Source organism: Lonsdalea britannica (genome assembly GCF_002111595.1).
In the GTDB taxonomy this organism is placed as follows: domain Bacteria; phylum Pseudomonadota; class Gammaproteobacteria; order Enterobacterales; family Enterobacteriaceae; genus Lonsdalea; species Lonsdalea britannica.
On record NZ_LUTN01000016.1, the window covers coordinates 43613 to 57242 of the forward strand.

Genomic DNA, 13630 nt, shown 5'->3' on the forward strand with positions numbered 1-13630 from the left:
GGAGACGTTTCCTACGGTATTAACGCGACAGCGTCTGCTGAAAAATACCGGCGCGCGCCTGCTCTGGCGTAATTACACCGCTGTCCAGCACCCAACCGCTAATCAAGGCGGCCGGGGTGACGTCAAACGCCGGGTTATACACTCGCGCGTCCTGCGGGGCCCACTGGGTATGGCCAAAGCTTCCTGATACGCCGGTGACTTCGGCGGCCGCGCGCTGTTCGATGGGGATCGCGTGTCCATCCGGGCAGTGCGGATCGTGCGTCGTATGAGGCGCGGCGACGTAGAACGGAATACAGTGATACCGCGCCAGTACCGCCAGGCTGTAGGTGCCGATTTTGTTGGCGACGTCGCCGTTGGCGGCGATGCGGTCCGCACCCACCCACACGGCATCAACCTGACCCTGCGCCATCAGCGATGCCGCCATGGCGTCGCAGATCAGATGATAGGGAATGCCCAATTCCCCCAGCTCCCAGGCGGTCAGGCGTCCGCCTTGCAGCAATGGCCGGGTTTCATCCACCCAGACATTTTCTATCTTGCCTTGCTGATGCGCGCGCAGCAGTACGCCGATCGCCGTGCCGACGCCCGCCGTCGCCAGTCCGCCGGTGTTGCAGTGCGTCAGCAGCCGACTGCCGGGGGTGACCAGCGCTGCGCCGTAATCCGCGATGCGATCGCACAGGGCGCGATCTTCCTCAATCAGCCGCAGGGCTTCCTGTCCCAGCGCCGGGATCCACTCCGGCGCCGCCAGCGCCTGCTTCATGCGATCGAGGTTGTTCATCAGGTTCACGGCGGTCGGGCGGGCCGCGCGCAGCGTCTCCAGCGCGGTCGCCAGCGCAGGACGAGAGAGACCGTGTTCCGCCAGCAAAGCCAGCAGCAGACTGGCCGATAGCCCGATCACGGGCGCGCCGCGTACGCGCAACGCTTTGATGTGTTCCACCAGCGCATTGACGTCTGGGCAGGGATGCCAAACCTTCTCCTGCGGCAGCGCTTGCTGATCGAGGATCCAGAGCTGGTTATCAATAACCTTTAAACTTGTAGTGTTAATGTTTTGCATTTGGAGTTAAATCCGTGTTGCGCTATTGCATCAATTTTTTAATTCTGCCAGTATGCTTTGCGGATGTATAGACGTCCAAACGCTTTTATGTCTAAAACAACAAGAAAATGGCACAGATACCACCTACCAGGGGATTCGCAATGTCACAATACCGTACTTTTCATGCAGACGATGCCGTAGCATACGCCCGCCAATACGGCGGCGTGGCAGAGGCGCACACGTTGGTCGCCGCCGAGGAAATTGGCGACGGCAACCTGAATCTGGTCTTTAAAATTCGCGATACGCAGGGCGTCAGCCGTGTGATCGTCAAACAGGCATTGCCCTATGTACGCTGCGTCGGCGAGTCGTGGCCGCTGACGCTGGATCGATCGCGCATCGAAGCGGAAACCTTGCTGACACATGCGCAGTTTTGCCCGCAGCATACCGTCTCGGTGCTGCATTACGATCCTGAACTGGCGGTGATGGTGCAGGAAGATCTGTCCGATCACCGCATCTGGCGTAACGAGCTGGTCGCCGGGCGTCATTACCCGCAAGCGGCCGCGCAATTGGGCGAATATTTGGCGCAGACGCTGTTCCATACCTCGGATTTCTATCAGCCGCCGCACGAGAAGAAAGCGGCGGTCAGTCGTTTCACCAACCCGGAGCTGTGCCAGATTACGGAAGACCTGTTCTTTACCGATCCGTATATCGACCATGAGCGCAATCAGTTCGAGCCAGAACTCCTGCCGAACGTACTGGCGCTGCGGGAAGATCGCGAGGTGAAACGCGCGGTGGCGGCCTTGAAACATGGCTTTCTCGCCAAAGCGGAAGCGCTGTTGCACGGCGATGTGCATAGCGGATCGATTTTCGTCGCGGAAGACAAGCTCAAGGTGATTGACGCCGAGTTCGGTTTCTACGGCCCTATCGGTTTTGACGTGGGGTCTGCGTTGGGGAACCTGCTGTTGAATTACTGCGGCGCGGCCGGGCTGTTGGGTGATGAAGCCGCAAAGGTGGCTCGATCTCAGCGTCTCGACGAGTGTGCCGCGCTGTGGCGGACGTTTGCTGAACGTTTCGCGGCGCTGTGCGCTGATCAAGGGCGTGAACCGGCGCTGGCGGCTGAGGGCTATGCCGAACTGTTTTTACGTCAGGTGTGGCAAGACGCTATTGGCTACTGTGGCACCGAATTGATTCGTCGCACTATCGGTTTGGCTCATGTGGCGGATCTGGACAGTATTGCGGACACTCAGGCGCGATTGACCGCCAAACAGCATGCGCTGGCGCTGGGCCGGGCGCTGATCGTCGACGCGCAGACGATCGGCGACATCGGCGCGCTTTTGACGCGGATCCGTCAGTTCGACGTCTGATCAACACCGTATGGCCGCCGTCACGACAGGAAAAGAGAATCCGTGGCGGTGGTCGAAGCACCGGATATCGCGTTCATTTGTTATGGCGGCGCGCCAGCGCTTTAACGCTGCGCGCAATTTTACTCCTCGTTGTTCCTCCTCGTTCCTTCCCCACATATTGCTAAATCAAGGGTTCTTTCAGGCAAGTGCTGTCGTGATGAACCGCCCGAATGTGTCACTGTTTTGAATGAGGGCTTTGCGACGTTGATGCTCCGTGGGCGTTGTTCATCTTTTCATAAAACACCAAAGGTTAAAGTCGGTGGATTGTGGCTATTTTCACCTATCATTTTCATGAGCAGGGTGGCATTAACCATCATGAACGCTTGGCTTTCGGCATCAACGCGCTGATAGAGGGGAGAAGATGAAAAAACGTGCTTGTCATCAACATGACGGCAGTCTGCTACTGTCGGCGGGTAGCGCTCACGCGGCCAGCGCGGACCCGTATATTGAACGTGAAACGCAGGCTTTGTTGACTGCGCTGAACCGCGGGGGCAGCCAACCGATTGAACAGCTTTCTCCGGCAGAGGCGCGAAAGATGCTGGCCGAACTGCAGGCGAGCGTCGACGTGGATATGTCCGGCGTCGTCATCTCGCATAAAACGATTAATGTGGACGGACACCCGCTGGCATTGACCATCGTACGGCCTGACAACGCCGGGGACATGCCGCCCGCATTTATGTTTTTTCATGGCGGCGGCTGGGTGCTGGGTGATTTCCCGGCCCACCAACGCATGGTCAGAGATCTGGTGCGTTCTTCCGGCGCTGCGGCCGTCTTCGTGGACTACACCCTCAGCCCGGAAGCGCATTATCCCGTGGCGATCCATCAGGCTTATGCCGCGACCCTGTGGGTGTCTGAGCACGGCGCGGAAATCAACGTCGATGGACAGCGTCTGGCCGTCGTTGGCAACAGCGCTGGCGGTAACATGGCGACGGTGGTCTGCCTGATGGCGAAAGAAAAGGGCTCGCCGACGCTTCGCTATCAGGTGCTTTTCTGCCCGGTCACGGATGCCAGATTCGACACGGAATCTTACCAACGTTTTGCTGAGGGCCGCTTTCTGACGCGCGCCATGATGACCTGGTTCTGGGACCACTATACGACCCGCGACGCCGAGCGCGCCGAGATTTACGCATCGCCGCTGAGGGCGAGCGAAGCGCAGTTGAAAGGGTTACCGCCAGCTCTGATCCAGACCGCAGAAAACGATGTGCTGCGAGACGAAGGAGAAGCCTATGCTCGCCATCTGAATGCGGCAGGCGTCGACGTCGTGCAGGTGCGTTACAACGGTATGATCCACGACTTTGGTTTTCACAACGCCTTGGTGAAGGTGCCGGAAGCTCAGGCCGCGTTGGACCAGGCTGGCAGGCTGCTGAAAAAGCATCTGCGTTAAGCATCGAATTCTGATGTTGCGTTTGCATGCCGCCTGGCGCCGTTTCGTCGGTATGTTTTGATACCGGTGGAGCCTTGTGGCGTCCTTCTGTATGAGCGGGAGCGCCCCATTGCGCGCAAATTAACCGCTCCGGCGTGACCGCTGCCGCGAATCATGACAATCGTCAATTGTGCGCTTCTCCGGGTTTGGGCGATCCGTTACACTGCACGGCAGACCATCGTGATATCACCTAATGAGAGGGTTCCATGTATCAGGACTTAATCCGTAAAGAGCTAACCGAAGCGGCGGATACGCTGAATACCTTTTTAAGCGACGATGCCAATATTCAGTCGATTCAAGCCGCAGCGGTACTGCTGGCGGACGCCTTCAAAGCGGGCGGAAAGGTTATCTCCTGTGGGAACGGCGGTTCTCATTGTGATGCCATGCATTTCGCCGAAGAGCTGACCGGCCGTTACCGTGAAAACCGTGCGGGACTGCCGGCGATTGCCATTTCCGATCCGAGTCATATTTCCTGCGTCGGCAATGATTTTGGCTACGACTTCGTGTTCTCGCGCTACATCGAATCGCTGGGACGAGAAGGGGATGTGCTGCTTGGGATTTCTACCTCGGGTAACTCCGGCAACATCATCCGGGCCATTGCGGCCGCGCGCGCCAAGCGTATGAAAGTCATTACGCTGACCGGTAAAGACGGCGGCAAAATGGCGGGTTCGGCTGACGTTGAAATCCGCGTGCCGCATTTTGGCTACGCCGACCGGATTCAGGAAATCCATATCAAAGCGATCCATATCCTGATCCAGCTGATCGAAAAGGAAATGGCGGAGAACTAATCGTGCATTAGGCCGCATCCCGCTGCGTGCGGGTGCGGTCGTTGCCGTCAGATCGCTTCATCAAGGCGCGGACCGGCGCTCGGCAGAAGACGGTCTTCAGACGTTGGCCCCGAAGGAACCGGGCGGCGTCGCTCGTCGTCGATTGGGCCATCCACACCGCACGGCTCGCGCCTTGAGACGCAGCCTAATCACCGCCAGCGGCTCTCACGTTCTAATGGCGGGTCACAAAGGTAAGGAACCAACCATGTGTGAACTGCTTGGGATGAGCGCCAATGTCCCAACTGATATCTGTTTTAGTTTTTCCGGGCTGATGCAACGCGGTGGTCGTACCGGGCCGCATCGTGACGGCTGGGGCATTACTTTTTACGAGGGGAACGGTTGCCGGACGTTCAAAGATCCCCTGCCCAGCGCCACGTCCCCTATCGCGCAGCTGGTGCAGAAGTATCCCATCAAATCCTGCGCGGTGGTGTCGCATATCCGTCAGGCTAACCGCGGTGCCGTGGCGCTGGAGAATACCCATCCGTTCACCCGCGAGCTGTGGGGGAGAAACTGGACGTTCGCCCATAACGGCCAACTGAAAGGCTATCGCAGCCTGAAAACCGGCACCTACCGCCCGGTAGGCCAAACGGACAGCGAATACGCATTCTGCTGGTTGCTTCATCATCTCTCATTACGTTATCCCCGCACGCCATCGCACTGGTCCTCGGTGTTTCGCTACATCGCTTCGCTGGCGGAAACGCTGAGCAAAAAAGGGGTGTTCAATATGCTGTTGTCCGACGGGCATTTCGTGATGGGCTATTGCTCCACGCGGCTGTGCTGGATTACGCGTCGCGCGCCTTTCGGCAAGGCGACGTTGCTGGATGATGATGTGGAAATCGATTTTCAGCAGCAGACCACGCCGGATGACGTGGTGACCGTGCTGGCGACGCAGCCGCTGACAGGGAATGAAACCTGGCATCAGATTGAGCCAGGCGAGTTCGTGTTATTCCACTTTGGTGAGCGCGTAGTTTGAAAACGGGTTCTTGTTCGGGGTCGCCTGGTTCACCATATACTGGCCGTTGAACACGGCGACGGCCGGCGGCTGGTGATGTTGGTTAAAGTAAGCGTAACCCGGCTGCAATTGCTGCCAGAAATTGGCGTAAGTCGAGTTGCGATGCCGCTGCAGGTTTTTGTCCGTCATGCGGAAGGGGTAGATCGCCAGTTCAACCTTTGCCTGCCCGTTCAATAGCGCCCTTTCGACGTAGGTGTAGATCTCATCGATGTACTGATTGGTCATGGCATAACAGCCGACCGACACGCATTCGCCGTGGATCATCAGATAGCGTCCGGAATAGCCCTGAGAGAGGTCATATTCGTTGGGGAAACCGACGTTGATGGCGCGGTGAAAGTGGCTATCCGGTTTAAGCTGATGCAAATCGACCTGATAAAATCCTTCCGGACTCTTCATATCGCCTTCCACCCGTTTGGGACCGAGTCCGCCCGAGTATTTGCAGATGGGATAGCTTTGCACCAGACGATAATCGGTGCCGACTTTGGCATACAGCTCCAATAACCGCTCTTCTTTGAATATCTGAATATAGACCGGCGAGCCTAACGCTTGCTGCTTAAATGAGGTCGTTACCGGAATGACTTCGCTGGCATAGCTGGTAACGAAAACGGAAGGCAAAAAAAACAGCGTCGCAAATGACAGTGCGATTTTTTGCATTGATGGATCCTGATAACTGAAGCTGTGTCACATACGGTATTTTTGTGGTGTCGTCCCGTATTCCGGTGCCTATGGCGGTGTAGCGCTGTCACATTAGCACTGCTTTTATTTTATTCAAGTTGGAAATGATGTCGGGAAACGACGGTTCTGACACGCCGGGCAGAGTGTGAGCGTCATGCGTGCGAGAAGGAGCGTTTAGGACGATGTTGACTCGGCGTGGTGAGGTCATCGCGAAGACGTGCTAACACAAAGATATTATTAGGAAACTTGTTGGCTGTCATGCCGCTCGCGGCGTTCGGCGAGTCGCGGCTATCGCTGTGACGGGCCGGGGGCGGGCGGTTTTTTTATTTTGCCTCTGTTTTGGGAAAATAGGGCGGATGAGCACGCGCTAAGGGCATTTGACTTGCCGTGTATCACTGGCGCGGCGTTGTGGCGATGGTCGGCCAGCTTGCATCACCCTGTGTGGGTACTGTATTTTTATACAGATACCGGAGGGGATATGCGCAAGATCATTCATGTCGATATGGATTGCTTTTACGCCGCAATTGAAATGCGGGACAACCCGCGCCTGCGCGATATTCCTCTGGCTATCGGCGGCAGCGCGCTGCGGCGCGGGGTGATTAGCACCGCCAATTATCCGGCTCGTCGTTACGGCGTTCACAGCGCGATGGCGACCGCGACCGCTTTGCGACTGTGTCCACATCTGACCCTGCTGCCGGGGCGTATGGAAGTCTATAAAGCCGCCTCCCTCCAGATTCGACAGATCTTTGCCCGCTATACCGAACTGATTGAGCCGTTATCCCTCGACGAAGCCTATCTCGACGTCACCGAGAGCCCTCATTGCAACGGTTCCGCGACGCTCATGGCGCAGGAGATTCGTCAGGCTATTTTTGATGAGCTACATCTGACCGCCTCCGCGGGCGTTGCCCCTATCAAATTTCTGGCGAAGGTGGCCTCTGAACAGAACAAACCCAACGGCCAGTACGTCATTACGCCGGCTCAGGTGGATGAGTTCATTCTGGCGCTGCCGCTGGCGAAGATCCCCGGCGTCGGCAAAGTGACGGCCAGTCGATTGGCTGAACGAGGATTGCAGACCTGCGCCGACGTGCGGCGCTACGATTTGTCTGCGCTCTTGAAGTCGTTCGGCAAGTTCGGGCGGGTGCTATGGGAGCGCTGTCACGGCATTGATGAGCGTCAGGTGTCGCCTGACCGGCTGCGTAAATCCGTCGGCGTCGAGAAAACGCTGGCGCAAGATATTCACGACTGGTCTCAATGCGAAGCGCTGATCGATACGCTGTATGACGAGCTGGAAGTGCGTCTGCGCCGGGTGAAGCCGGATCTGCATATCGCGCGTCAGGGAGTGAAGCTGAAGTTTGATGATTTTCGGCAAACCACGCAGGAGCATGTCTGGCCGGTGCTGAATAAAGAGGATCTCATTCAGTTGGCGAAGCAGACCTGGGAGCAGCGGCGCGAAGCGCGCGGCGTTCGGCTGGTGGGGTTACACGTGACGCTATTAGACCCGCAGTTGGAGCGGCAGTTGGTGTTCAACTGGGAACATTAATGGCGAAGGATTTGGCTCCGCATCCGGCGTTGTGACCAGCCGGATGCGGGAGGGGTCAGGCGACGGACGCCTTAGCTTTTCTCAGGGATGGCTTTCAGGACCGCGGTCAGCAGTTTCCAATACAGGCCAACGCTGGCGATATTCACCTGTTCATCCGGCGAGTGCGGTCCGGTGATGGTCGGACCGATGGAAACCATATCCATCTCCGGATACGGCTTCTTGAACAGGCCGCATTCCAGACCGGCGTGGATCACCTGCACGCTCGGCATTTTGTTGAACAGCTGCTGATACGTTTCCCGCACCAACTGCATGACCGGCGAATGCGCATCCGGCTGCCAGCCTGGGTAGCCGCCTTTGGGGCGAGTTTCCGCACCAGCCAACTGCCCCAGCGACGTCAGCACGCTCACCACATAATCCTTGCCGCTGTCGATCAGCGAACGGATCAGGCAGTGCACTTCTGCCTGGGTTTCCGTCATGGTGATCACGCCGACGTTCAGTGAGGTTTCCACCACGCCTTTCACTTCGTCGCTCATGCGGATCACGCCGTTGGGGATCGCGTTGAGTAAGGCCACCAGCCGATCGCGGCTATCGGCGGTCAGCGCCGCCGCGTCATTCGACGTGGATTCGACCAGGACGGCGATGTTTTTTTCCACCGCGGCCAGCTCATGTTTCAGTACGGCCACATAGTCCTGCGCCGCGGCTTTCAGCGCGGCGACCTTATCTTCAGCGACGGCCAGCGTGACCGCGCTTTCGCGAGGGATGGCATTGCGCAGCGTTCCGCCGTTCAGATCGAGGATTCGCAGGTCCAGCGTTCCCGCCTGTTCCGCCAGAAAACGGCCCAGCAGTTTATTGGCGTTGCCCAGTCCCAGGTGAATATCACAGCCGGAGTGTCCGCCTTTCAGTCCTTTAATGACCAGCTTTAGCACCTGATAGCCCGCAGGAACTGCTTCCCGTTGCAGCGGCAGGCGCGTCAGGAAATCGATGCCGCCCGCGCAGCCCATGTAGACCTCGCCTTCCTCTTCCGAGTCGGTGTTGATCAGGATCTCACCCTGTAGCCAGTTCGGTTGCAGGCCGAAAGCGCCGTCCATACCAGACTCTTCCGTCATGGTGAGCAGCACTTCCAACGGGCCGTGTTCAACGCTGTCGTCGGACAGAACGGCTAGCGTGGATGCCATGCCGATACCGTTGTCCGCGCCCAGCGTGGTGCCGCGCGCTTTCACCCATTCGCCGTCAATATAGGGTTGAATCGGATCTTTCGTGAAATCGTGCGCCGTATCGTTGTTTTTCTGCGGCACCATATCCAGATGCGCTTGCAGTACGACCGGTTTACGATTTTCCATACCCGGCGTCGCGGGTTTGCGCAGCAGAATGTTGCCGACGCTATCGCGCTCGGAATGCAGGCCGCGCGCCTGCGCCCATGACAAGATGTGCGCCGCCAGCGCCTCTTCATGATAGGAGGGATGCGGAATGGAACAGATCGTGGCAAAAATATCCCACAGGGGCTGTGGGGAAAGCTGAGACAATTCAGACACTATTCACGTCTCCTTTTCAGCAGCCTAAGTCCGCGTCTGGCGCGTGAGGCGCTACAGGTTAAAAAACAATCGCCTTTGAGCATGGCGATCGGGCATCATGAAACAGAGTATCACTTTCCCGCCGCTGGGGAGAGTCTGTCAATCCGGGTCGCGTTGAACGGGCTGAGGCAGGCGATAGCCGCGGGATAACAGACGATGATGGCGGGGATTTTGTCGCCATAAACAAAACTCAATCGGATTAAGGCTGGTTTTTATGGGGTTGCCTATCTATAATCTCGCGCAACCTTTTTCCCCCTCCGACTATGATAAAGCCGACTCCACCGTTGGCCGGGATATATTATATGAGTGAAAAATACGTCGTAACCTGGGATATGTTGCAGATTCATGCCCGCAAACTGGCCGAGCGTTTACTGCCGGCGGACCAATGGAAAGGCATCATCGCCGTCAGCCGTGGCGGTCTGGTCCCGGGTTCTCTGCTGGCCCGTGAACTGGGCATCCGTCATGTGGACACCGTATGCATCTCCAGCTACGACCATGACAATCAGCGCGAGCTGAAGGTGCTGAAACGCGCCGAAGGCGATGGCGAGGGCTTCATCGTGGTGGACGATCTGGTCGATACTGGCGGCACCGCCAAAGCGATTCGCGATATGTATCCGAAAGCGCACTTCATCACCATTTTTGCGAAGCCGGCTGGGAAACCGCTTGTGGACGATTATCAGGTCGATATCCCGCAGGATACCTGGATTGAGCAGCCTTGGGACATGGGCGTGGTGTTCGTACCGCCGTTGTCTGACCGCTAATCGCTCCCTGATTTGTCGCCTATAACGCCCGGTTCTGCCGGGCGTTGTCATTTCTGATTCTTTTCCCTCTCCCGTACTGCTTTTCCTCGTGGTGTTGAGTACACTTTAGCGAAACGCTCTCTCTCTGCTGCTTGACCTTTATGGAGGCTGCTGTGGTTCAGGCCAACCTGTCCGAAAAGCTGTTTAAACCATCCTTCAAACATCCGGAAACCTCTACCTTAATCCCGCGCGCCCACCACTCCACCAGCGGGATGCACTCCGCCCTGGAAGGCAGCAACAACAATGCCTGGTATCGGATGATTAACCGCCTGATGTGGATTTGGCGCGGCGTCGCCCCGCTGGAAATTGAAGAGGTCTTGTCACGTATCGCCGCCAGTACGGCCCAGCGCAGCGACGATGCCTTGCTGGATACGGTCATCGGTTATCGCGGCGGAAACTGGATTTATGAATGGGTTGTGCAGGGGATGCGCTGGCAGCAGCAGGCGGCGGAGAGCGAAAGCGAGCAGGATGACGAAACAAAAGGGCAGTGCTGGCTTAAAGCCGCCATGCTCTACAGCATCGCCGCCTATCCGCACCTGAAAGGCGATGAGCTTGCCGAGCAGGCGCAGACGATGGCGAATCGCGCCTATGAAGAGGCCGCCACTCTCCTGAGCTACGAGCTGAAAACGCTGTCTATTCCAATCGAAGGCGGCGGAACGCTGACCGGTTTTCTGCATCTGCCTTCCCAAGGCAGCGCGCCGTTTCCCACCGTATTGGTGTGCGGCAGCCTGGACCTGTTGCAAAGCGACTATCACCGCTTATTCCATGACTATCTGGCGCCGGCGGGCATGGCGATGTTGACCATCGATATGCCGTCGGTCGGTTTCTCGTCGCGCTGGAAGTTGGATCAGGACTCTAGTTTTCTGCATCAGCAGGTGTTGAAAGCCTTGCCGGACGTGCCGTGGGTGGATCATACCCGTGTCGGGGCTTTTGGGTTTCGCTTCGGCGCCAATATCGCCGTTCGGCTTGCGTATCTGGAATCGCCGCGGCTGAAGGGCGTCGCCTGTCTGGGCCCCGTGGTGCACTCGCTGCTGGCCGACGCCGTGCGTCAGCAGGACGTGCCGGATATGTACATGGATATTCTCGCCAGCCGACTCGGTATGCCGTCGTCCACCGACGCCGCCTTAAAGGCTGAAATGGGACGCTACTCTCTGAAAACACAGGGGTTGCTGGGGCGCCGCTGTCCAACGCCGATGCTCTCCGCCTACTGGAAGGATGACGTGCTCAGTCCGAAGGAGGAGTCCGAACTCATTGTTAACTCATCGTCTCAGGGGAAGCTGATGGCGGTGAATACCTCACCGGTCTACGAAAGTTTCCACCTCTGTTTACAGCAAATCAGCCATTGGTTACGGCATCAGCTTCAGTAGTGATGTCTTTATCTGCCGCATAATCGTCCCTTTTATCGTCCCATTACCTTGGGTGGGATGGTGATAACGTATCCGTTAGCTATGCTATTTAAAAAACGAAATAGCGACGAAGGTAAGCCGCCGCGCGTGCGGCTTTACAGCGCGTGCAAAAAAACATTCCTTCCCAATTGGATGATAAGCAGCTGGATAACGTTATTATGGAGAGAAGGTGGATCTTACTTGTTCTGATATTTTTGATGTTACCCCTTATGTTAGCCAGGGCCGAGGCGTCCAATCTTAAAACAGAGATGAGTCAAGTTTCGGCTGCCGACCTCCGCCGAACTGTCTCCGGCATTGTCAGCTACACCCGGTGGCCAACCACCCAAACGGTTCCTACGCTTTGCGTATTCTCTTCAGCGCATTTTGCTGCCGTGCTCACCGATACTCGTAATGAACAAGATATCCCCACGTTCAATACAATATTAATAGATGATGTCGATGATTTTTCGTCCTCGCACTGCGATGCGGTATACTTCGGCAGGGAATCCATTCAAGAGCAGGTCGGAATTTCAAGCCTGGACCCGGCGCATCCATTACTGACCATTTCGGAACAAAACCCCGAATGTGTCGATGGCAGCGCATTTTGTCTTATCTTCGCGGATAAAAAGGTCAGTTTCTCTGTAAATTTGGACTCGTTGTTTCGTACCGGGGTGAAAGTCAGTCCCGAAGTGTTAATGCTTGGTCGTCCGCGGAATGCTAAACATGGATAAGCCAGCCTCTACGTCCAGTACAGTCACCGGCAGAATCACGTTCAGAAATGCCCTGGCTCGTATCAGTACCTTAAGTATCGTCATCACAATGACGGTGTCATGGATGTTGATCACCACGGCGTCGTTGATTTCATTCAAACAGTATTCTGAGAAGAATCTGCAGTTGCTCGCCAGTACCCTGAGTCAGAGCATCGAGGCCGCTGTCGTGTTCCGCGACGGCGTGGCGGCCCGTGAAACGCTGAGCACCCTCGGTCAGCAAGGCCAGTTCAGTCAGGCTATCGTCACGGATGCGAACGGCCGAAAAATCACGTTCTGGCAGGCCGCGGGCAGTGAGCACGCTGACCCCATGAGCCGGGTGATCGCTAAGTGGCTGTTTCCCAGCTCGGTGCTGCAACCTATCTATCATCGGGGCAATCTCGTCGGTCATATTGAGATTTCGGGCAGCGACGCCCCGGTAAAAAGCTTCGTCTACTTCTCCTTGCTGGTGCTCACGCTGTGCCTGGTTTTCGCCTCGATATTGTCCGTTATCATCACCCGTCACCTGCACCATGGCCTGATTATGGCGCTGCAAAATATAGCTGAGGTGGTGCACGACATTCGCGAAAACCGTAACTTCGCCCGGCGAGTACCGTCGGAAAAAATTGTCGAACTGGACATCTTTAGTCAGGATTTCAACAGCCTGCTGGAAGAAATTGAAAGCTGGCAGGAGCAGATCCTGAAAGAGAACGATTCCTTGCTGAAACGCTCTCTGCACGATGCATTGACGGGGTTGGCTAACCGCACGGCTTTTTGCAGCGCGCTGGAAAACGTGCTGGAAGATGAAGAGAGCCACAGCCATACGGCTGTACTGTTTATGGATGGCAACCAGTTCAAATACATCAATGATACCTATGGCCACGCGGCTGGCGACAAGGTGTTGATAACCATTGCTAAGCGATTGAAATATTGCGCAGGGAAAAAAGACCTTCCGGCGCGATTGGGCGGCGATGAGTTCGCTTTGATCCTGTCTGACGTCCAGGATATGGATGACGTCATGCCCATCGTGAACAAGATCCGGCGCCGTGTAAGCCAGCCGATCGAACTTCAAAATGGCGCGGAAGTTGTGATGTCGCTAAGCATTGGCGTAGCGATTGCCGATCAGTACTCCACTATAGAGGACCTCCTGGAGCAGGCTGACAAAAACATGTACCTGGAAAAACAAAAATACAGGCGACATGCGTTAACGAGGTAGTG

Annotated in this window: 12 protein-coding genes; 9 read left to right on the forward strand and 3 right to left on the reverse strand. The window is 56.6% G+C overall.

From position 1 onward, the window contains the following. Positions 1-19: 19 nt before the first annotated feature. Positions 20-1051, reverse strand: coding sequence for an S-methyl-5-thioribose-1-phosphate isomerase (mtnA, locus tag AU509_RS13395; RefSeq protein ID WP_094118566.1), 1032 nt, complete (start codon positions 1049-1051; stop codon positions 20-22). A 140-nt stretch (positions 1052-1191) separates the two neighbouring features. Between mtnA and mtnK the strand changes: the two genes are divergently transcribed. The 4 genes from mtnK to AU509_RS13415 all read left to right on the forward strand — a co-directional run bounded on the left by mtnK (position 1192) and on the right by AU509_RS13415 (position 5656). Continuing rightward, positions 1192-2394 carry an S-methyl-5-thioribose kinase gene (gene mtnK / locus AU509_RS13400; protein ID WP_094118567.1) on the forward strand — a complete coding sequence of 401 codons (1203 nt, stop codon included), beginning with the start codon at positions 1192-1194 and terminating at the stop codon, positions 2392-2394. A gap of 400 nt (positions 2395-2794) precedes the next feature. Next, the gene (locus AU509_RS13405; protein WP_094118568.1) at positions 2795-3817 is read left to right on the forward strand and encodes an alpha/beta hydrolase; all 1023 of its coding nucleotides are present in this window, start codon (positions 2795-2797) and stop codon (positions 3815-3817) included. Positions 3818-4062: 245 nt separating this feature from the next. Further along, positions 4063-4644: a D-sedoheptulose 7-phosphate isomerase gene (lpcA, locus tag AU509_RS13410; RefSeq protein WP_094118569.1), complete on the forward strand. Its 582-nt coding sequence runs from the start codon at positions 4063-4065 to the stop codon at positions 4642-4644. A gap of 244 nt (positions 4645-4888) precedes the next feature. Further along, complete coding sequence (locus tag AU509_RS13415; protein WP_094118570.1) at positions 4889-5656, forward strand: class II glutamine amidotransferase; 768 nt, start codon at positions 4889-4891, stop codon at positions 5654-5656. On the opposite strand, the gene dpaA is transcribed toward AU509_RS13415, so the two are convergent. Continuing rightward, positions 5627-6349 carry a peptidoglycan meso-diaminopimelic acid protein amidase gene (dpaA, locus tag AU509_RS13420; protein ID WP_094118571.1) on the reverse strand — a complete coding sequence of 241 codons (723 nt, stop codon included), beginning with the start codon at positions 6347-6349 and terminating at the stop codon, positions 5627-5629. The genes AU509_RS13415 and dpaA overlap by 30 nt on opposite strands. A gap of 499 nt (positions 6350-6848) precedes the next feature. Between dpaA and dinB the strand changes: the two genes are divergently transcribed. After that, a complete protein-coding gene (dinB, locus tag AU509_RS13425) occupies positions 6849-7910 on the forward strand; it encodes a DNA polymerase IV (RefSeq protein WP_094118572.1) in 1062 nt (353 codons plus the stop codon). 71 nt (positions 7911-7981) lie between these two features. On the opposite strand, the gene pepD is transcribed toward dinB, so the two are convergent. Further along, a complete protein-coding gene (gene pepD, locus AU509_RS13430; protein ID WP_094118573.1) occupies positions 7982-9442 on the reverse strand; it encodes a beta-Ala-His dipeptidase in 1461 nt (486 codons plus the stop codon). Positions 9443-9783: 341 nt separating this feature from the next. On the opposite strand from pepD, the gene gpt reads away from it, so the two are divergent. The 4 genes from gpt to dgcN all read left to right on the forward strand — a co-directional run bounded on the left by gpt (position 9784) and on the right by dgcN (position 13628). After that, entirely contained in the window at positions 9784-10242 is a 459-nt protein-coding gene (gene gpt, locus AU509_RS13435) for a xanthine phosphoribosyltransferase (protein WP_026739764.1), read from the forward strand. Between the two features lie 152 nt (positions 10243-10394). Further along, entirely contained in the window at positions 10395-11648 is a 1254-nt protein-coding gene (gene frsA, locus AU509_RS13440; protein ID WP_094118574.1) for an esterase FrsA, read from the forward strand. Positions 11649-11791: 143 nt separating this feature from the next. Further along, positions 11792-12397, forward strand: coding sequence for a YfiR family protein (locus AU509_RS13445; RefSeq protein ID WP_100053532.1), 606 nt, complete (start codon positions 11792-11794; stop codon positions 12395-12397). Beyond that, entirely contained in the window at positions 12390-13628 is a 1239-nt protein-coding gene (gene dgcN, locus AU509_RS13450) for a diguanylate cyclase DgcN (RefSeq protein ID WP_085653209.1), read from the forward strand. The genes AU509_RS13445 and dgcN overlap by 8 nt, the downstream gene beginning before the upstream one ends. Positions 13629-13630 lie beyond the last annotated feature (2 nt).

Excerpts from the sequence above, each read along its gene's own strand:
- mtnA (WP_094118566.1), bottom strand. The coding sequence starts at position 1,051 with ATGCAAAACATTAACACTACAAGTTTAAAGGTTATTGATAACCAGCTC.
- mtnK (WP_094118567.1), top strand. The coding sequence starts at position 1,192 with ATGTCACAATACCGTACTTTTCATGCAGACGATGCCGTAGCATACGCC.
- AU509_RS13405 (WP_094118568.1), top strand. The coding sequence starts at position 2,795 with ATGAAAAAACGTGCTTGTCATCAACATGACGGCAGTCTGCTACTGTCG.
- lpcA (WP_094118569.1), top strand. The coding sequence starts at position 4,063 with ATGTATCAGGACTTAATCCGTAAAGAGCTAACCGAAGCGGCGGATACG.
- AU509_RS13415 (WP_094118570.1), top strand. The coding sequence starts at position 4,889 with ATGTGTGAACTGCTTGGGATGAGCGCCAATGTCCCAACTGATATCTGT.
- dpaA (WP_094118571.1), bottom strand. The coding sequence starts at position 6,349 with ATGCAAAAAATCGCACTGTCATTTGCGACGCTGTTTTTTTTGCCTTCC.
- dinB (WP_094118572.1), top strand. The coding sequence starts at position 6,849 with ATGCGCAAGATCATTCATGTCGATATGGATTGCTTTTACGCCGCAATT.
- gpt (WP_026739764.1), top strand. The coding sequence starts at position 9,784 with ATGAGTGAAAAATACGTCGTAACCTGGGATATGTTGCAGATTCATGCC.
- dgcN (WP_085653209.1), top strand. The coding sequence starts at position 12,390 with ATGGATAAGCCAGCCTCTACGTCCAGTACAGTCACCGGCAGAATCACG.